This is a genomic window from Chitinophagales bacterium (assembly GCA_019638515.1).
In the GTDB taxonomy this organism is placed as follows: domain Bacteria; phylum Bacteroidota; class Bacteroidia; order Chitinophagales; family LD1; genus UBA7692.
Genome location: JAHBTS010000001.1, coordinates 372936 through 393711, shown reverse-complemented (window position 1 = coordinate 393711; position 20776 = coordinate 372936). Strand labels below are relative to the sequence as shown.

General features: G+C 39.8%; 19 protein-coding genes. 3 read left to right on the top strand and 16 right to left on the bottom strand.

The window, feature by feature from the left end; all coding sequences use genetic code 11:
• The 5 genes from KF872_01725 to nhaA form a co-directional block, all read right to left on the bottom strand.
• Positions 1–987: a bifunctional phosphoglucose/phosphomannose isomerase gene (locus tag KF872_01725; GenBank protein MBX2902246.1), complete on the bottom strand. Its 987-nt coding sequence runs from the start codon at positions 985–987 to the stop codon at positions 1–3.
• Between the two features lie 82 nt (positions 988–1069).
• A complete protein-coding gene (locus KF872_01720) occupies positions 1070–4903 on the bottom strand; it encodes a gliding motility-associated C-terminal domain-containing protein (GenBank protein MBX2902245.1) in 3834 nt (1277 codons plus the stop codon).
• Between the two features lie 143 nt (positions 4904–5046).
• The gene (locus KF872_01715; GenBank protein ID MBX2902244.1) at positions 5047–6093 is read right to left on the bottom strand and encodes a PorP/SprF family type IX secretion system membrane protein; all 1047 of its coding nucleotides are present in this window, start codon (positions 6091–6093) and stop codon (positions 5047–5049) included.
• A gap of 58 nt (positions 6094–6151) precedes the next feature.
• Positions 6152–7087, bottom strand: a complete 936-nt coding sequence (locus KF872_01710; protein MBX2902243.1) for a hypothetical protein — start codon at positions 7085–7087, stop codon at positions 6152–6154.
• 22 nt (positions 7088–7109) lie between these two features.
• Positions 7110–8309, bottom strand: coding sequence for a Na+/H+ antiporter NhaA (nhaA, locus tag KF872_01705; protein ID MBX2902242.1), 1200 nt, complete (start codon positions 8307–8309; stop codon positions 7110–7112).
• Positions 8310–8365: 56 nt separating this feature from the next.
• Here nhaA and KF872_01700 point away from each other — a divergent pair, with 56 nt between their 5' ends.
• Complete coding sequence (locus KF872_01700; GenBank protein ID MBX2902241.1) at positions 8366–9769, top strand: hypothetical protein; 1404 nt, start codon at positions 8366–8368, stop codon at positions 9767–9769.
• Here KF872_01700 and KF872_01695 read toward each other — a convergent pair.
• The 11 genes from KF872_01695 to KF872_01645 all read right to left on the bottom strand — a co-directional run bounded on the left by KF872_01695 (position 9738) and on the right by KF872_01645 (position 17898).
• A complete protein-coding gene (locus tag KF872_01695; protein MBX2902240.1) occupies positions 9738–11168 on the bottom strand; it encodes an L-serine ammonia-lyase in 1431 nt (476 codons plus the stop codon). The two genes, KF872_01700 and KF872_01695, sit on opposite strands and share 32 nt — an antisense overlap.
• A 121-nt stretch (positions 11169–11289) precedes the next feature.
• A complete protein-coding gene (locus KF872_01690; GenBank protein MBX2902239.1) occupies positions 11290–11877 on the bottom strand; it encodes a GNAT family N-acetyltransferase in 588 nt (195 codons plus the stop codon).
• A 10-nt stretch (positions 11878–11887) separates the two neighbouring features.
• Positions 11888–12241: a nuclear transport factor 2 family protein gene (locus KF872_01685; GenBank protein ID MBX2902238.1), complete on the bottom strand. Its 354-nt coding sequence runs from the start codon at positions 12239–12241 to the stop codon at positions 11888–11890.
• 5 nt (positions 12242–12246) lie between these two features.
• The gene (locus KF872_01680) at positions 12247–12765 is read right to left on the bottom strand and encodes a DinB family protein (GenBank protein ID MBX2902237.1); all 519 of its coding nucleotides are present in this window, start codon (positions 12763–12765) and stop codon (positions 12247–12249) included.
• A 13-nt stretch (positions 12766–12778) separates the two neighbouring features.
• A complete protein-coding gene (locus tag KF872_01675) occupies positions 12779–13369 on the bottom strand; it encodes a DUF1572 domain-containing protein (GenBank protein MBX2902236.1) in 591 nt (196 codons plus the stop codon).
• 5 nt (positions 13370–13374) lie between these two features.
• Positions 13375–13890, bottom strand: coding sequence for a YbhB/YbcL family Raf kinase inhibitor-like protein (locus KF872_01670; GenBank protein MBX2902235.1), 516 nt, complete (start codon positions 13888–13890; stop codon positions 13375–13377).
• Between the two features lie 20 nt (positions 13891–13910).
• Positions 13911–14405: an acyl-CoA thioesterase gene (locus tag KF872_01665; GenBank protein ID MBX2902234.1), complete on the bottom strand. Its 495-nt coding sequence runs from the start codon at positions 14403–14405 to the stop codon at positions 13911–13913.
• Positions 14406–14418: 13 nt separating this feature from the next.
• Positions 14419–15699: an acetyl-CoA C-acetyltransferase gene (locus tag KF872_01660; GenBank protein ID MBX2902233.1), complete on the bottom strand. Its 1281-nt coding sequence runs from the start codon at positions 15697–15699 to the stop codon at positions 14419–14421.
• Complete coding sequence (locus tag KF872_01655) at positions 15696–16205, bottom strand: DinB family protein (GenBank protein MBX2902232.1); 510 nt, start codon at positions 16203–16205, stop codon at positions 15696–15698. The genes KF872_01660 and KF872_01655 overlap by 4 nt, the downstream gene beginning before the upstream one ends.
• Before the next feature lie 49 nt (positions 16206–16254).
• The gene (locus tag KF872_01650; GenBank protein MBX2902231.1) at positions 16255–16857 is read right to left on the bottom strand and encodes a TetR/AcrR family transcriptional regulator; all 603 of its coding nucleotides are present in this window, start codon (positions 16855–16857) and stop codon (positions 16255–16257) included.
• 81 nt (positions 16858–16938) lie between these two features.
• Positions 16939–17898 (bottom strand): AAA family ATPase, encoded by a 960-nt coding sequence (locus tag KF872_01645; protein ID MBX2902230.1) that lies wholly within the window; start codon positions 17896–17898, stop codon positions 16939–16941.
• A 91-nt stretch (positions 17899–17989) separates the two neighbouring features.
• Here KF872_01645 and KF872_01640 point away from each other — a divergent pair, with 91 nt between their 5' ends.
• Complete coding sequence (locus tag KF872_01640) at positions 17990–18562, top strand: DUF3109 family protein (GenBank protein MBX2902229.1); 573 nt, start codon at positions 17990–17992, stop codon at positions 18560–18562.
• Positions 18563–20770 carry a transglycosylase domain-containing protein gene (locus KF872_01635; protein ID MBX2902228.1) on the top strand — a complete coding sequence of 736 codons (2208 nt, stop codon included), beginning with the start codon at positions 18563–18565 and terminating at the stop codon, positions 20768–20770.
• Positions 20771–20776 lie beyond the last annotated feature (6 nt).

The window sequence follows — 20776 nt, the reverse complement described above, 5'->3', positions numbered from 1 at the left end:
TTAATCTATAGCAGCCAAATGTGCTTTGAGTTTGTTTAGCACCTCAATTTCCATAGGATCGTACTGTTGCTGCTCGGCAAGGTAAAACGAAATCCAATCGGTTAAATGTGTGTGATAAAAGTATTGTTCGAAAGATGAATTGCCTTTGGCAAAGAGTTCAACAACCGCTGCTCCTGTTTGTGCAATTACTTCTTTACTGAAAGCAATGCGGTGTTTATTGCGAGCATTTTCCCAATTGCTTCTAAATACCACCACCGAAATTTCGCCCTTGGCTCCGCGCCATGCTACTAATTCGTTGTGATTCATCTCGGGAAATACATTTGCCCAGCAAAGCGATTTTGAATTTTCGTTGAACTGCTGCTTAGCCCGTACTACCAAACTGTGAAATCCTTGATCGGCAAACAATGCAAAGAGTTTATTTTTTAACTGCAATGCTGTGTTTTTAGCTAGCTCCTGTATGTTTTTTTGTTCCGTGGTAAGTAATGTGGCTGCTTGCTGCACCTTAGTTTTAAAGGTTGAAGATATAAGCCCATATTGCTCCAATAGTGCCAATTGAAAAACTACAGAATAGCCAAAGCCGCAGCGAGGTGGCATTCCCGAAGGAATAAGCAAATAGTCCCAACCGTAATGCTCTGCCAGTTCCTTTAATTTTCCACCACTGGTAATACAAATAGCAGTGAGTCCTTTTTCCTTCACGGCCTTTGCCACAGCAACGGTTTCTTCGGTATTACCGGAGTAAGACGAAAGTATAATGAGCGTTTCTTTCCCTGCAAAATGAGGCAGTACATAACTGTTGTTTACCACCAAAGGCACGTTCAATTCATCGGCAACCAATTCAATTACAGCATGACCTCCAATACCGGAGCCACCCAAGCCGCTTACAACAATATTGCTTATTGCAGGTAGTTTCTTCTTTAGATTTACGGCATTTGCCAATGCTACAGCATCTACTAACTGGCGGGGAAAACTTTCAATTAAATCAAACATACTTTTTATGAAATCGCAGTAGCAAACCTAATCGAAATTTCATTAGATAAAACAGTATAAAAATAAGTTAGCAATAGCGGGCTTATCGTACCAATGTTACAGTCCCCTGTTTTTGTAACTTTTGATTATCGAGAAATGTAAATTCTACTACATAAGTATAAACTCCGGGCGACTGTGCTACATTTCTATAAGTACCATCCCAACCTTTGTACATAGAGTCTGCATCAAACACTTTTTCGCCCCATCGGTTAAATACGGTAAGCCGTATATCGCGCACATTGTTGCCATATACATAAAACACATCGTTAATACCATCACCATTGGGTGAAAACATATTGGGCACAAGTACTTCGCCATGAGGTCCTACTTCTACAGTGAATGAAGCCTCTGCCGTACAAAACTTTCTTCCATCCGGAGAGTCTTTAAGGTATAATGTGTAAGTAGTTTCAGTAAATGGAGACACCATTGGATTCGGGCAATCAACACAACTTAAACCGTTGGTAGGTGCCCAACTATATGTTATATTATTTCTACCATTGTGCTTAACACTAATGGTGGCGCTTTCGCCCAAATCAATTTTTAATAGTACCGGAGCTATTTGTGCCTCTAACTTTTCAGGTTGCGGCACCGTAGCTACTAAAGTAGTTTCGCATCCGTTTTTATTTTTCACCATAATGGTATAATCACCATGTCCTAATTTTTCAAAACGACCAAGCGAGGTATAATCAGAGCCAAGCATAGCATATAAGTAGGGTTCATTTACAGGAATAATTGGCGTAATAATTATTCTGCCATCGCGGTAAACATCTCCAAAGCAAGTGGTACTGTCTGCTTGTATATAAAAATCATCTGGTGTGGCAGGCTGAACAACGGCTTCGGTACTAGTAAGGCAATTGTTGATATCGCGTACACTTACCGTATAGTTTCCATCGGGGATATTTTCAAAAAGACCTGTTGTATTGCTTTGTTGCAAACCATTTCCTGATATGGTAAAAGAATATGCCGTTCCTACTCCACCAAGTGCAGAAAGCGAAATAGAACCATCGGAAGTATAGGTGCATTTTTCCGGAGTGGTAGCTGCAAATAATTTAAGCGAATCTTCTTCGCCAACAGCAAATGGCTGAGTGGTTGTGCATCCATTCATATCGCTTACTGTGAGTGTATAACTTCCGGCAAACAAATTGGTTGCCGAGCTACCATATCCGGTGCCTCCGCTCCAAACATAGGTGTATGGTGGAGTGCCGCCCTGTACAATAGTATTGGCTGTTCCGCTTGCTTGCCCAAAGCAAAGAGCCTTGGTGGTGGCAAGTGTAACATTTATGGGCGTAGGCTGTTCTACAACTGCTGCAAATGTAGTAGTACAACTATTGGCATCTGTAATAGTAACAATGTAATTGCCTGCAGTTAAATTTGTTGCCACGGAATCTGTCTGCGAATTATTCCACACATAGGAAAAACCTCCAACTCCCCCTATTGCTGATATGGATATAACTCCATCACCTCCATTAAAGCACGAAACACTATCAACCTGATATGAAACAACATAAATAGAATCCGGAGCACCAATAACTACTGTAGTTGTATCAAGACAATTGTTGGCATCGGTTACGGTAACAGATTGTGTTCCGGCCGGAAGGTTTATGGCCGTACTGCCGGTTTCGCCATTGCTCCAAGTATAGGTTATGGTGCCATTAGCTCCTGTAACGGAAGTAGTGGCTGTAGCATCGGTACTATTAAAGCAAGAAACATTGGTGCTGGATGTAATGCTCACATCTATTCCCGGAGCCTGCGTAACTGTGGCAGAAGCTGTATCAGTACAGCCTTTACTATCAGTAACTGTTACAGTGTAGAAATCCGGAGTTAAGCCGCTAATAACTTGCGAATGGAAGGCTTGTCCATCACTTGGGCGAACCCAACTGTAAACATACATAGGCGTACCACCAATAACATTTGCCGATATTGTTCCAACACCACCATTACAGCCAATATTGGTAACGTTAAGTGCTGTAATCTCTAGCAAATTGGGCTCTGTAACTACATAGGCAGCAGTATCGGCACAGCCTTTTTGGTCGGTAGCAACTACTGCATAATTGCCTGCTGTAAGTGCCGTAGCTGTATTGGTTGCTAACTGTCCGTTACTCCAATTACAGGTAATAACACCTGTTCCACCAGAAGGTGAAACAGTTATAGAAGCATCACTTCCTCCATTGCAACTTACATTTGTAACAATACCATTGGCAATTACAACGGCCGTAGGTTCTGTGATATTATAGGTGGCAGTTGCCGTACAGCCTGCACCATCATTTACCGTAACAGAATATGCTCCTTCCGGCAAATTTGAAATTGTAACCCCACTAGCAGCATTACTCCAGGTGTAGGTATAATTTCCGCTACCACCGGTGGCTCCGGCTGTAATACTTCCATCGCTGCCTTTATTGCACGAAACATTAGCAATAATGGGTGAAGTAAGCGCTACATTATTGTTTCCAACTTGAAGTGTTAATGTTCCACTGGCTATTGCGGTACAGCCCTCACTATCGGTTACGGTTACAGTATAAGTGCCTGCGGCAATGTTTTTTAATGAAGAATCTGTTTGTGCAGAGCCGCTCCACTTATAGGTATAAGGTCTATTGCCTCCTGATACTTCAGCAATAAGTGTTCCTGTTCCTACGCCTGAGCAAGTAGTTTGTGTATCGTTCGGTACATTTACCGTCATTACCGGAGGCTCGGTAATAGTTACAGTATTAGAAATGTTACAACCCGAACCATCTTGTGCCGTAAAAGTGTAAGTACCCGGAGCTAAATTAGTAATGGTGGTTTGATTAGGTGCTGTATTCCAGCCATAGGAAACCGGAGCTAAGCCGCCTTTTACGTGAGCATAAGCAGCACCATTGGCAGCACCATTACACGTTACATTTTTAGAAGAATCAATTATTGCTTGAAACTGTAAGTTGGGTGTTACGGTTACCGTACTAGTTTCTACCACTGGAGTTCCATTATTGCAGGGCTGATAGGTTGCGCGTGCCGTATAAGTGGTTGCCGCTGTTGGGCAAACATTTATAGTAGTTCCTGTGCCTATTACATTGCCTCCTTGCAGCCAGTCGATATTTACAATAGATGTGCCGTTAGGTGTAAAACGCCAAGCCTTCTTATTGGTGCTCCAAACAGAGTTGTTGTAACTAGATGCTATGTATGCTTTTGTACCTGTTTCATCTTGAATACCTAAAGTTGCCAAACCATCATTCCAACCGGTGCAAGCACTTTTATTGTCCACATACACTTCAATAGCATTGGTAGTTTCATAAATGGCAATTTGATGGGTTGCTTTAGGTATATTCCAACAAGAACCTACTAAAAAAATATCATCGTACATAGGCACATTGTACCATGATATGATAAACATACGGCATGGGGCACTCCCAATTATTTGGTACTTAATAGTGCCGCCCATAGAAGGGTCGATATCATGGTAAACTCCCATAATAACATTGGTGTACATATTAGTTGTAGGAAATGTACCGCTACTCGTAGTGTTCCATACACAGCCATTTCCGGCATTGGATACATCGAACGATATAAGTCCATTGGCACCTACTACCACTTGCGTATATGATTTCCCGAAAAAGCAAAAGGTAAAAGGTAAGCTAATAGCCGGAGACCAAATATCATCTTGATTTACCAAAATACTTGTGCCGGCAGTATAACTAAAAGGTGTGTATGGTATGGAACTTACGGCATAAGTATTGGTGCCACCGGTATTAAAATAAGTAGCCGTTAAATTGGTACACGAAGTTCCACATTGCAGTGTTTGGTTAGGTCCGGCATTTACCGCAGGGCAACCGGGTTGAGCATAACTTACAACAGTAAAACTCCATATTACTGCCAACACGAATACTTTCAAAAAAATACTTTTCATTATCCGTAACATACTAAGTTTATTCCACAATTACATTAGAAGTTCCTTTATCTTCTTTTCAAAACTCCAAATTTGTTTCTTACAAAACAGTAATTCACCATCAATAAAGGGAGATTTTGTGTGCACGGTCAGAAAAAAAACAATTAGAACACCGGACAATAATTAGAATACTGAACAGGACCTGTTTTTTCCTTTTTGAATACATAAACAATGCCCACTTCAGCTGCACCTTGAGCACGCGTGGCGGTGCGCAATCCGCTAAAATTAAAATCGTAACTTACACCTAAACGCACATTGTAAAATTCCATTCCAAAACCGCCAATTACCGCATCAGGATTCCCTGGGCTAAAGCGTGTGGCTATTGAGCCAAAGAAGCCCAACTCATCGGTATAATCATAATTAAATCCTAAACCTGTTTGGTACGACTGTGCCGCATTCTGAATCATGAAAAGGAAAGTGGGTGCAAAGCTGAAGTCCATTCTTCTGCTGGTAAAAATTTCCATACCGCCATGTACAATATGGCGAATTTGAATTCTGTTTTTGGTATCGCTTAAAAAAGATTCGCGCGGGCGCGATACGTTGTTGGCAGCATAGCCAATGTAATACCTAAACTTTGTTTTTGGGTGCGATGCCCATAATGCGCCCACATTTACAGTTGGGTAAATGATAGATGTATTGGCAATAGGGCTTTCTTGGTTCGAAAGATTCTCGTTCCAATATCCAATTGCTTGGTCGAACTGCGATTCAAACACTAAGTTATTCAAGTTGATTGCCTTATTGGTAACTCCAGCCTGCAATCCAAATGAGATTCGGCTTCTTCCATATCTATCTACCGCTTTGTGGTATGCAATAGAAGCCAATGCCGTAGTAGTAGTAAGTACACCATTGCCCGCTCTATCGTGGTACACATTCAATCCAAAACCAAAGCCATCGTTTCTTAACCTTTCCCGTAGAATTGGCATATCGAAAGAGCCTTGTATGGTTTGGTATGGTGCCTTTAAATTAGAAGTTGGAATTAAAAACCATTGGTTGCGATAATTTGCCGCTGCGCGAAACACTCCGTTTATATTGGCAGTTAATGCAGGATTCAAATAGATGGGTGCCGCATAGTATTGCGAAAAATGCACGTCTTGCGCGCGCACCAAAGCTATAGAAAACAAAACTATTATGAGGGCGTAGAAGTGCTTCATGTTATTGCTGATAAAAGTCTAAATATAGAAGTGTAAAATTAAAACTTCAAAATGTTTTTTACAGAAGATAGGTTTGCCCCTTCAATGGTTGTAAAAAGGTATCAAAAAGTGTGTGGTGATAGTTCCAAAAATTCTGCGATTTGGCACCAAAACCTCTGTAAAAACGCCCAATGCTTTCTACCGAAGACCCTTCAAAATCAAGTACCACATCGGAATTACTGTGTTCGCGAATCAACTCATCCAATATAAAACTCATGGCTCCGGTTTCGCGCGATTCTTTAAAGGTGATGGGAGCTAAATTAAATATCCTATTTTTGTATCTTAAAAAGAATGCCAATGCCACCGGAGGGTTGCCTTCTACAGAATAAGCTGCTACCATTTTTCCCATCCCCCGTTTTACGCTTTCTTTTATTAATTGCTCCAACGCAATGGTATGTTTTCTTGCATAGCCTTTTATGCCCACGGCAGAGTACTTTTCGTAGTAGCCTGCAAATAAATAAGCATCGGTAAATGGTGCGGTATAAACATGGTGCAACTTGGTTTTTGTAAGATTGCGCTGCGTATTTTTCGAATATCCTTCTTTAATTTTTTCGTATTCCTGATTAAGTGGCAACACAAAATTTTGCCGAATAGAAAATAGCTTAGAACTCTCTGCAATACTATTGTAATGCAGGTTTACATCGCTGTATAAAAACTTGCGTTGCAAAAAGCGCAGGCAGGTGGCTTCAAACATGGGGTGGTCATCATCTGTGAACACACCCAACTGCTGGCAAAAAAACGGATTATATACTACAGTAATGGCAAACTTCTTCTTCCAAACAATTGGAAAAACTGCCTCGTAATCGCGCAACACCAATGCCGACCAATTTTCGGCAACGCAATCTAAATACCATGTAAGAGCATAAGGCAATTCACTATTTCTATCAATACAAGCATTCCACTTTTCATCATTGATATGTTTGCGTTTCAATAAGCGATATTGTGATTGTGCCATACAACTAAAAATCGGTTAAAAACTATGTGCGAAGTGCGTCTTCTTCTTTCAATACTCTCTTTATCAAAAACAAACCTGCAATTGCTGCTGCAGATGAAGAAAGCAAAATTGCCAGCTTAGAAGCGTTAATCATATTAGCATCTTCAAACGCCAGCATACTCACAAAAATTGACATGGTAAAGCCGATTCCTCCCAACACGGCTACCGACAACACTTGCTTAATATTAGTGCGCCCGTCTAAGGTAGAGAATCCCGTTTTAACTGCCAACCACACAAACAATGTAATGCCAACCGGCTTACCAACCATTAAGCCCAGTGCAATACCTAAAGACATTGGCGAAGCTAAATCGTGAAACATTTCGGGAGTGAAAGTGATGAGCGTATTGCTGAATGCAAATAATGGCAGAATTAAAAAATTTACAGGCACATGCACTTCGTGTCCAATACGAACCAATGTGGAATTGGCACTGTCGTTTTTATCGTAAGGAATCATCATAGCATGGATTACTCCTGCAATGGTAGCATGAATGCCCGATTGAAAAACAGCATACCACAACAAAACACCCGGAACAATGTACCATACAAAACGCTTTACACCTGCATAATTCATTAAACCCATCCACAGCGTAATGCCACCTGCTGCCAACAAATAATTCAGATGCAGCTCCTTTGCATAAAAAATTGCAATTACCACAATGGCTCCTAAATCATCTACCACTGCCAGCGATGTAAGCAATAACTTTAATGCAAATGGAACTCTATTGCCCGCCAGCAACAACACTGCCAATGCAAAAGCAATATCGGTAGCCATTGGAACACCCCAACCATGTGCCGTTGCAGGATTATTAAAATTGAATACCGCATAAATCAATGCAGGCACAATCATTCCACCTAAAGCGGCTGCTACCGGCAACGATGCTTTTTTAAAGGAAGACAATGCGCCATCTATCAACTCCCGCTTTATCTCCAGCCCAACCATAAAAAAGAATATCGCCATTAAGCCATCGTTTACCCAAGCATGCAGCGATAGCTGAAAATTAAAAGTACCTACATGAATGCCAGCATCGGTATGCCATACTTTTTCTATCAACTCATGTACAGGTAAATTACCCAATACCAACGCAAGGATGGTAGCGCCAATAATTAAAAATCCGGCACTCTGCTGATGGCTGATAAACTCCTGTAATGTTTTATCTATCTGCTGTTTTAACCTACGAATCATCTTACTATACAAGCGCGAACTAACACATTTTTAAGGAAACTCCCGCACCCGGAAGCGTGCAGCACACATACAGCCATAATAAGGCTTACTATTTTATTGAAAATATTGCAGTAGTTCCTTTGCATACTACATTTGCCATGTTGAACATTTTACAATTCATTCTTTTTGCTGCCTATGTTGTGTTGCTTGCTACTGTAGTGTGGAAAGTAAAATGGTTTGCACTCAACTTTGTTTCAAAAAAAATATTGCTCCTTGCTTTTTTGTTGAAAGTATCTGCAGGCATGGCACTCACCTTGCTTTATACTTACTATTATACCAACAAGCAAGATGCCGATATCTACAAATACTTTGAAGACGGCATAACCTTACAGGGAATCTTTTTCCACTCGCCTAAACTCTTTTTTAAGCTATTATTTGAAATAAATATAGAAACGCCCGAAGTGTTGGCAGCTATAAAAAATTTCAATCATTGGGATCCCAAAGTGCGCAGCATGGTGTATAACGACAGCAGGTTTATTATTAAGTTGAATGCCTGTATAGCTTTCTTTTCCGGCAAGAGTATTTTCATCCATTCTCTATTCGGCTCGTTTATTGGATTCGCAGGAATTGTTGCCATTATTAAATCGGTAGAGAAAATACTGCCTACATTCAACTTCACTGCCTTACTGCTACTCTTTTTCCCTTCGGTAGTTTTTTGGACAAGTGCTTTACTAAAAGAAACCGTACTTACGCTAGCATTCGGCTTTTTTATATGGAACGCTACACAAATTGCTACTACATTCAACCGAAAGCACCTAGTGTTTGCCGCCATATTATTTTTACTGTTGGCACTTTTAAAGGTGTATGTACTGCTTTGCTTAATTCCACCCGCAGCAGCATTCTTATTTACCCGAAAACAAACATCGCTCTGGCGAATTACGGTAACTTACATAGCTGTAATTTCTTTGCTTGTGGCATTGGCATTTGCGGTAGATGCGTTGCTGCTACACAACAACGTAGCATTGGGTATTGCTCAAAAACAACACGATATGCAACGCCTTGCCATATACATGCAATCGGGCAGTTTCATCTATGTTCCATCGGTTGATGGCAACAACACCTTCTCCTTCTTAGTATCTGGTATTTATGGCATTTTCAATGTATTGCTGCAACCTTTTATTTGGAGCAGTACTTCTCCTTTGCTGCTGGTATCTGCCATTGAAAATATTTTACTACTGGTATTGATTATTGCTTCGCTAGCTTTTATACCTCAATTAAGTGCACACGAATGGCGACTGAGTTTAGCTTGCATTGCATTTGCATTATTGCTGTTTGCTATTATTGGCATTACCACACCGGTAGTTGGTTCTATAGTTCGCTATCGCGTACCGGGGCTACTGCTTTTGCTTATTCCTTTAAGTACAGGGCTAACCCAAATAACTGCAGCAATCAGCACTCGGGTAGGTTCAACGGAATTGTAATTGCAAGCCCACCATCGGCAGTTTCTTTATACTTATGGCTCATATCAAGTGCTGTTTCCCACATGGTTTTAATAACTGCATCTAAACTCACCTTAGCACGCTCTGCATCGCTTTGCAATGCCAGCTGCGCAGCAGTTATTGCTTTAATGGCTCCCATAGTATTTCGTTCAATACATGGAATTTGTACTAATCCGCCAATTGGATCGCAGGTTAAACCAAGATGGTGCTCCATGGCAATTTCTGCTGCTTGCAATACTTGATGTGGCGAACCACCCAACTGCTCGGTTAATGCGCCTGCTGCCATAGCGCTGCTTACCCCTATTTCTGCTTGGCAACCGCCCATGGCTGCCGAAATAGTAGAGCCTTTTTTAAACAGTGCTCCAATTTCGGAAGCCGTAAGTATAAAATTTACAACGGCATCTTCACCATGCTGCTCTTTGTCCTTCACAAAAAGAAGATAATACATCAACACGGCAGGAATTACGCCCGCAGCACCATTGGTAGGTGCAGTTACTACTCTTCCAAACGAAGCATTCTCTTCGTTTACTGCCAATGCAAAGCAACTCACCCAATTTAAAGTATTCTGAAACGAAGGATGAATAGACTCTATGGCTTGCATCCATTGCTCCTTGGTTGTAAACTGTGTGTTTCTTTCTTGCAGCAATTTTTGGTTCAATGCTGCGGCTCTGCGGGCAACATGTAAGCCTCCCGGCAGTGTTCCTGCTGTGGTGCAACCTCTATACATGCAATCGCTCATTACATTCCATATATTCAACACACTATCCTTAGTTTGCGTATCGCTGCGCCAGGCTCGCTCATTCTCCCGCACCATTTGCGAAATACTGATACCTGCTCGCATACAGTTTGTAAGCAATTCATCGGCATCATTCACTTCATATTTTAAGCGCACTCCGTTCTGCTGCATTGCTTCTTCTCCTTCTTCGGTAATAAACCCGCCACCTACTGAAAAAAAAGTTTTCTCTACACACGACCCATCTGCAAAATATGCTTTGAAAGTAAGTGCATTCGGATGCCCCGGATGAATTTCTTTCTTAGCAAACATCAATTGAGTTTCATAATGAAATGGAACTTGCACCAAGCCTTTCAACAAAATTTCCCTTTTATCTTTTATGGCATTTATGGTTGGTGTAATCGAATCTACATTAAACGTTACGGGATCGGCTCCGCTCAATCCAAGCAATACGGCAATATCTGTTCCGTGTCCTTTTCCTGTTTTGGCAAGCGAACCCATCAACATAATTTCTACTGCTTGAATATTTGTAAGTTGCTTATCTATTTCTTTCAAGAAGCGCTCTGCAGCACGCCACGGTCCAAGTGTGTGTGAACTCGAAGGGCCTACACCAATCTTAAACATATCTAACACACTAATTGCTTCCATGCATCTTATTTTCAAAAAGCAAGATAGAACAAAAGCAGAAATGCAACAACCTCAGCCAACCTGCCTCCAATACCTACCCATCAAAAATTTAATATGCTAAACATCTACTAAATACACTCAATTACATCAATAGTTTTAGGAGATCTACCTTAACCATTCCCCACTCTATATCCAAAATACTGTAATAGGCAGAATTCCGATTTGCTCCATTATATCTTATCATATCATTTCGCAAGATGCCTTCAAATTTTCCGCCAATTTTTTCGATAGCTTTTCGAGAACGGATGTTGTTTTCATCTGTTTTAAGCTGAACTCGTTTTGTGTTTAACTCCTCAAAACAATATGTAAGTAGCAATAACTTGCATTCTAAGTTAATTGAAGTTCCCCAATAGTCAGGATGTAGCCATGTCCAACCAATTTCAAGTTTTTTATGTTCGGCTTGAATGTCTAGAAATCGTGTGCTACCAATTAATTTCATGTTATCGTTTTTTACAATCACAAAAGGGTATTGCGTTCCCTTTTCTCTCTCAATCAAACTTCTTTCTAAACTTTCTCTAAGTATAATTGGATTACTGCCATCTATGGTGTAATACTTCCAAATTTCTTTATTGCCTGCCAGGTCTATCAACTCATCAAAGTGATTATGCTCTAGAGGTTTTAACGTAATCAGCCCTCCTTTTAACATCAAAGGGTGTTTAATCCAATTCATTCATCTTGTTTTATGCGTAATTGCAAAATACTTCAACTGCTTTTCCATGTTCGTTCAATTTAAAAACTTCAGCTGCTTTTCTACCATTTACTGAGGTATAATGAATAACCAATGAATCTATTCCAACAAAGACATCATGAAATATAAAGTGTAAATCCGGATAACTTTTTAATCCGATTTCAAAATACTTTTTCAACTCATCTTTATTGGTTATTACGCCTGTTTCATTAAACTTTAGCAGAGGAATAAAGGGCGAATGAAATTCAATATTATCAGCATAATGAGATAATATCTCGCTTAAATCGTGCTTGTTCCAAGCTTCAATCCAATCTTGTGAAAATTTTTCTACTTTAATCTTATCCATATTTTTCAATTTAATATTCTTAAATACTGTTTGAAACTACCCACGAGTTCCACATTTTGCTTTGCTATAATTCTAGCTATCTGTCCAAGATGCGTCATATCATGTGTTACCCAAGTTGATATAAGCTCCTGTAAAGTTACTTTCCCTAGCACAGGATGAATACCAACTTTTTGAAAATCGGCTTGGCTAAATTCAAATTGTCGAATTTCTGCTAATCCAGAATCTCTAAGATTTCTGAACATAATCAACAACTCTTTTAAAGAATACTTTTGGGCAATACTGAAATGTGCCTGCATATCTATTGGAATAAAAACAGTGTTAGGACTTTTCAGAATTATTCTTATTCGAGGTAACCAGTCTGTTTCTTCACATACAATTAAATGAGCTACTACTTCCTTTACGGACCATGTGTTTTCACCCTCATTCGAATTGACCCAATCTTCACTCACTTGGTGAAGCAAAGCTGCAACAGAATCAGGAGTGTTATCTAAAATTTCTAATGATTTGTTTAATGCGAATTTCATAACTATAAGTCAATTATTGTTTATTAGGTTTTCTTGCATCATCTTTATGGATTAGAAACTCATCAGTGAAATGCCCACGTTCTTTAGGTTTTGAGAATTTTTCAGCATTGTAATTATTGGATTTGCCTTTAGGTATGGAAAGTGAATTCCATTTTTCAGCACACATTTTACCAATAAAAACAATTTGACCTACGTGATATGGATAATGAGCTAATTGCCTATTGATAGCCTCCAGAACAGTGTGTCCTTGATTACGGATGTATATAATTTTTTCAAGATCATCATCTTTCAATGATTTCAGTACATCCATAAACACTTTCCATCCTTCATTCCACTTGTCTATCATTTCCTGTTTTGAATTTATATCATTGTCAAACTCTGCATCTCGGTTTCGCCATTCCTTTTCTCCATCAGTTGTAAGAAAATCTGTCCAACGGCTCATCATATTTCCCCATAGATGCTTTACAATAGTTGCTACGCTATTGCTGTCATCATTGTATTGCCAAAACAGTTTTTCATCAGGAATTTGAGCAAAAGTTTTTTCAGCTAACATTTTATAGTATTCAAATTGCTTGATTACGCTTTCTAAATAATTTGTATTCATAATATTTATCTTTTATAGTAAATAATAAGTGAAGACTTTCCAATGAGGTTTTGCTCCAACATAAACCCAACTAAAGCCGGATTTGCCGATGCGTCTAAACCGAGTTTTTCAGTTTTCAAAGCATATACTGTTATTACATACCGATGAGCTTTGCTTCCTTCTGGCGGACACGGTCCTCCATAACCAGGTATTTTAAAATCTGTCACACTTTGAACGCTGCCTGCAGGAGCAAGGTTTAGTGATAAATTTCCTACTCCCGATTTCAATTCCTTCGTGTTTGCTGGAATATCAAAAATCAGCCAATGCCACCAACCGCTGCCTGTTGGAGCATCCGGATCATACATAGTAACAGCATAACTTTTCGTTTCGATTGGTGGATTTTCCCAGTAAAGTTGTGGCGACACATTTCTACCAATGCAGTCAAAACCGTTGAATACTTCTTTTTCGGTTGCTTGCCCACCAAGTTCATTACTCTTTAGAGTGAATGTTTGAGCATTTGCGGAAAGTTTCGCAATTATCATTGTTATTGCAACAATCTTTTTCATGACATCTTCTTTAAATTTTTAAATGATTGTACGCGCTCATCAAAAGAGCATGATTGCTCTAATGGGTTTACTATCTCTTCAAATAATTGAAGCAATTCACCGGAATGTTTTTCACTCTTCTGTGCTTTAATGTTAAAGTGAACCAGCTTTGCCCACATTACACATTTTAAATTTGCCTTATGCTCGTCCCACATTACAGCTTCAACCAATAAACTGTATTCACTGTAGTGAATCAATTTTGATTCAATCGTTACGGTTTCCATCCAAGATGCGGGCAGGAAATAGGAGATTTGTGTTTGGGCTGCAACCCAACCAATACCATGTTTGTATGCTAATTCAGAAGCATTAAAGTCATATTGATCGAGCAATTGTTCTGTTCTTGCTCCCATAATATAGTCTATATACTTTGAGTTGTTTAAATGATTAAAAGGGTCACAATCTTGATATTGAATTCGTGTTTTGCTTTCTAATATTTTTGGTAAATTTTTCATGCTTGTTGTTGTTTTATTTTTCTAAAATCATTGTTACACCTTGCCCACGAGCTGCGCATACAGAGATAAAGCCCCTTCCTGAACCTTTCTGATGAAGGAGTTTTGCCATGGTGGCAATTATTCTGCAACCTGTTGCAGCAAACGGATGTGCTGCAGCCAAACTGCTTCCGTTTACATTGAGTTTACTTTTATTAATAGTGCCAAGTGGATTCCCTAATCCTATTTCTCTACTGAGTTCTTCACTTTCATAGATTTTAAGTGTGGCCAAAACTTGAGCAGCAAAAGCTTCATGTATTTCATAAAAATCAAAGTCTTGCAATTGTAAGTTTGCCTTTCGCAACATTCTGTCGGCAGCCAAAACAGGAGCCATTAGCAAATTGTGTTTATTGTTCACATATTCAATGGCTGCTACCTCAGCAAATGTGATGTATGCCAATACAGGTAAATTATGTTTTGTAGCCCAATCTTCACTTGCAAGCAATACAGCAGATGCACCATCAGAAAGTGGCGTAGAATTTCCTGCCGTAAGCGTTCCACTTTGCTTATCAAACGCGGGCTTTAGTTTTGATAGTTTCTCTAAACTTGTATCTCTACGTAAATTATTATCTGTACTTAAACCCATGAATGGCGTTATCATATCTGCCATAAATCCCTCGTCATAAGCATTTGCCAATTTTTGATGACTTGCCAATGCAAATGCGTCTTGTTCTTCTCTTGTAATGCCATAATACTTTGCTGAATATTCTGTATGTCCGCCCATTGATAATCCTGTTTTGGGTTCATCATTTACGGGTGTAACAGGTTTGAAATCTTTTGGGCGAAGCGATAAGAACAATTTTAATCGCTCCACATTGTTTTTCGCTCTCTTTGCTGCAAGCAATGTGTTTTTTAATTTTATTCCATGCTCTAATGGAACATTGCTTGTAGAATCCACACCGCAAGCAATACCCGAATCAATTTGCCCTAATGCAATTTTATTGGCTATGTAAATAGCTGCTTCAATTCCAGTTGCACATGCTTGTTGAATATCACAAGCGGGTGTTGCGGGATGGAGTGAAGTGTTCATCACACTTTCGCGAATCAAATTTCCTTCTGTTCCGCTTTTAATTACAGAACCGCCAGCTACTTCGCCTAGTAACTCGCCATGTAATTGGTATTTGCTTATTAGCCCGTTTAAAGTAGCAATTAGCATATCGCTATTACTTGCATTGGTATATGCCGTATTTTGCCTAGCAAAAGGAATACGATTATATCCTACAACTGCTACCCGATTTATTGGTTTATTGTTGTTCATAATAATTGTTTTTTGCTGATTTGAATAACTTCCTCTTCTCGAAGTCCAATAACCGGAGGAGATTCTACACCCAATAAATTCAAGTAGATACACATGGCACCTCTATGATGCACTTCATGTACAATCATTGAGCGAAGAAAATTTCCAAGTTGAATTTCTTTCCCATCTAACGACAGCATCTTTTGTTTTAGTTGCTCATCGGGAATGGATTGCAGAATTTCTATTGATTGTTGATGCATTACTTTGAAAAAGTGAAAAACATCATCATAGCCCATGGCAAACTCTTTTCCACATCCTTTATACTTAGGTTTATTACCTAATGCTACCTCTGCAAAAACATTTCTTTCTATTAAGACAATATGCCTTATTAAATCGCCTAGTGTAAATTTCCCAGGTTTGTAACTCCAGTCCAGTTTATCTTCTGGAATAGCCTGAATCACATTATTCGTTTGCTGCCGAGTTTTCTCCAAATAATTGAGAAATTGTTTCATTGATATTATCTCCATAACATTTGCTTCAAAATATACCGTTCGGTATTTTATTGGTTAAAAAAATTTATCTTTTCATATCGACAATTAAACGTTCTAAATAAGCCATTGCAACCTTTAAATCACTTGCCTTGCCATATACCTTTGCCTGCAAAATGGCTCCCTCAATTAGAGACATTATTATTATTGCCATTTCTGTAGAGTTTGTTTCTGCTTTTATCTCACCTCTCTGTATTCCTCTATTAATCTGATTTTCTATTGAGCCTTTCCAAAATTGCAATGCATTAACTGCTTTTGCTCTCAATGCAGGATGTGTATCGTCTGCCTCAGTTGAAGTGTTTAGTATTGGACAACCAGATTTCAAAAATGGAATCTTTAAAAAATCCTTATACACATTAGGATAAACTAAAAGTCTATCAATTGAATTATCTACAGACAATATTCGTTCACGGATATACATTGTTACTTTATTAAAGTTATAGTCAAAAGCAGCTAATGCCACATCGTCTTTATTCTGAAAATTTCCATAGATACTACCTTTAGTAAGTCCTGTCGCACTCTCCAAGTCAGAAAGCGAAGTTCCAGCAAAGCCCTTCTCATTGAAAATAGGGGCAGTCTTCTCGATAATAAACTGCTTTGTTCGCTCAGATTTAGACACTAACTTTTCCATGAGAATACAAAAATAAAAAAAATATACCAATTGGTATATTTTTTATCACTTCTTTAAAATACATCTTCTTACCTCCTGCTTTTAAAGCAATCCGGCAATTATTTTTTCTATTGTAAGTCCTTCTGCCTCGGCCTTATAGTTTTTAAATACCCTATGGCGCAGCACAGGCAATGCTACCGCTTGCACATCTTCTATATCGGGCGAATATTTTCCTCTGGTAGCAGCATGGCACTTGGCACCCAGCACCAAATACTGCGATGCACGCGGCCCTGCCCCCCAAGCAATGTAATTCTTAACTGTATCGGTAGCACGGCTGCTTTCCGGACGTGTTTTATTTACCAGTGCTACTGCATACTCCAATACATTATCGGCAATAGGCATTTTACGCACCAACTGCTGGAAGTAAACAATTTCATTAGCCGAAAGTAATTTGCTCAATGCCGTTTTACTGGGCGAAGTAGTTTGCTTCACCACTTGCACTTCTTCTTCAAACGAAGGATAATCCAACGTAATGCTAAACATAAAGCGATCTAACTGCGCTTCGGGCAAAGGATAAGTACCTTCTTGCTCAATTGGGTTTTGAGTAGCCAATACAAAAAAAGGACTCGGCAACAAGTGCCTGCTTCCCGAAACCGTAACACTGCGTTCTTGCATACTCTCTAGCAATGCAGATTGTGTTTTAGGCGGAGTTCTGTTTATTTCATCAGCCAATACAATGTTGGCAAACACCGGACCGCGATTAAATTTAAACTGCCTTGTTTCATCTAAAATTTCGGAGCCAACAATATCGCTCGGCATTAAATCTGGAGTAAACTGTATTCTATTAAAAGATAAATCCAACACCTGCGAAATAGTTTGAACCGTAAGTGTTTTTGCCAAACCCGGCACACCAATCAGCAGGCTGTGTCCATCGCAAAAAATAGAAACAAGCACATGGTGAACCACATCGTGTTGCCCCACAATTACCTTTCCTATTTCTGTTTTCAACGACTTATACTTAGCACTAAAGGCATCTAAAGCCTCCACATCACTATTATACATTGAGTTTATATTTTGAGTGTGCGCTAAAATAAACTTTCAACATAAAGAAACAGCAAGAATTAAACGCTATTTATTTTTCTTCGCACTTGTTATGCTTTCCATAGAAAACACCTTAGTAAGTTTAGATGTAATTGAAGAACAGTTTGTGTGCGACCTTCGCGCCTGCAAAGGTGCGTGTTGCGTACAAGGCGATTATGGCGCTCCGCTTACCGAAGAAGAACTTCCCATACTCGAAAAAATCTACGAAGCAGTAAAACCATACCTAACACCAGAAGGCGCTTTCACCATAGAAAAAGAAGGTAAACATGTGTATATTGAAGAAGAAGAAAAGTACGCCACTCCACTACGCCACGATGGCGCTTGTGCTTACACCATTTTTGAAAACGGCACTGCATTTTGTGGCATAGAAAGAGCTTGGAAAGACGGAAAAATAGATTTTCAAAAACCAATCTCATGCCACCTTTACCCAATTAGAATTACCCAACACAAACACTACGAAGCCGTAAACTATGAACGGTGGAGCATTTGCAAAGCAGCCTGCAAAAACGGCAAACAACTTAAAGTTCCCGTTTACCGATTTTTGAAAGACGCCATCATACGCAAGTATGGCGAACACTATTACCGCGCCTTAGAAGATTACGCTCAATTTGCCAACAACAAGTAAATGAAGAAAGATTTCAAAACCGTTTTTATCTATACCCAAATTTGTTTTTGGAGTCTTGTCCTTTTCCTCGTGTTGTTTTTTATTGGTGTAAACTATGGCTTGCTAGGCGAAATGCCCGACTTAGACGAAATTCAAAACCCTAGAAACGATATTTCAACCACGGTATATTCCAGCGACTACGAGGTACTTGGCACTTACTTTACCGAAAACAGAGTAGAAATAAGCTACGATGAACTTTCGCCATTCTTAGTTCAGGCATTGGTAGCCACCGAAGACAAACGCTTTTATACCCACAGCGGTATAGACCTAAAAGGGCTTTTCCGCGCCATTATTAAAACAGGCATACTCGGCCAAGATGCCGGAGGAGGCAGCACCATTTCACAACAATTGGCAAAGAACTTATTCAATAAAAAAGTACATCGCAATCCAATAAAAAGAACCCTGCAAAAAATAGAAGAATGGGTACTGGCAGCAAAACTGGAACGCACTTTTTCTAAAGATGAAATCATAAGCATTTACTTAAACACCATTGGCTTTGGCTATAATTCTTACGGTATTAAAACCGCAGCCTTCACCTATTTTTACAAAAAGCCGAAAGAACTAAATGTAGAAGAAGCAGCTATGCTTATTGGTATGCTCAACGGGCCCTCGCTCTACAATCCGCAAAAACGCCCTGAGCTAGCAAAGGAGCGCAGAGATTTGGTATTAAAACGCATGTACGAAGCAAAGTATGTGAGTGAAAAACAATGGAAAGACTATACCGCCAAACCTATAAAACTCAACTTCCACAATCCCGATTTCCGCGAAGGAACTGCTACCTACTTTAGAGAATACCTTCGACAAGAATTAAAAAACTGGTGCGAAAAAAATCCTAAACCCGATGGCACCAAATGGGATGTTTACAAAGACGGATTAAAGGTTTACACCACCATAGATTCACGTATGCAGCACTATGCCGAAGAAGCTGCCAAAACACATTTAGCATACCTGCAAAGCACCTTCTTTAAAGAATGGAAAGACCGTGAACCGTGGAAAAAAGGACTGCGTGCCAAACCGGATTTGCCCGAAAAACTAATGAAGCAAAGCGAGCGCTACCAAATGCTGAAAGAGCAAGGAAAAAGCGAAGCGCAAATACTCAAGATATTCAATAAAAAAATTGAAATGCGTGTATTTGCTTACGATGGCGACAATGGCAGTTTTTCTAAAGACACTGTAATGTCGCCCCTCGATTCCATTAAATACTATTTGCAAATGGTGCAAATTGGATTCATGGCCGTAAACCCAAAGAACGGAGAAATAAAAGCGTGGATTGGCGGCCCTAACATTACTTACTTTCAACTTGACCACGTAAAGAAAACTACCAAGCGGCAAGTAGGCTCCACCATAAAACCATTTCAATACGCCATTGCCATAGAGCGCGGCTACCATCCATGCACACCCATTCCATACGAAGCACCACAGTTTGATGGCGTAGATGCCACATGGAATCCATCGGCAACCAAAAACTGGGAAGAAGGCAGCCTTGTTCCCATGCAAGAAGGGCTGGCATATTCCGACAACCGCATTACAGCACAACTTATGAAAGAGTTTGGCCCCGATGCCTTAGTTCAGTTTTGCAAGACATTAGGTATAGAAAGCAAGTTAGAAGCTGTGCCGGCATTATGCTTGGGTGTAAGCGATATTTCATTGTTTGAAATGGCGCGCGCCTATACTGCATTTGCCAACAATGGCACACTAAGCGAACCATATTTCATTAAAAGAATTGAAGACAAAAAAGGAAACAAACTGGCTGAATTTTATCCTAAACAAAAGGAAGTGTTGGATGAAAAAACAGTGTGGGTAACCAATGGCATGATGAAACAAGTGGTAAATAAAGGAACCGCAGCTCGGTTACGCTCGCGCTTTGGTTTACACATGCCCATTGCCGGAAAAACGGGGACTACACAAAGCAATGCCGATGCCTGGTTTGTTGGCTTTACTCCTGAAATTCTTTCTATTTGTTGGATTGGCTTTGAACAACCCGCAGTACATTTTCTTTCTACCGCCACCGGGCAAGGTTCTTCGGCAGCGTTACCTATCGTGGGCGATTTTCTAAGAAGGAGCTTTAACGACCGCAGCCTAAAACTTGGAAGAAGCGATTTTGCATTGCCAGCCGACACTTCCTTTCATGAAGTTTTTGATTGCGACACCACCACTATAGAGCAATAAGTTGCC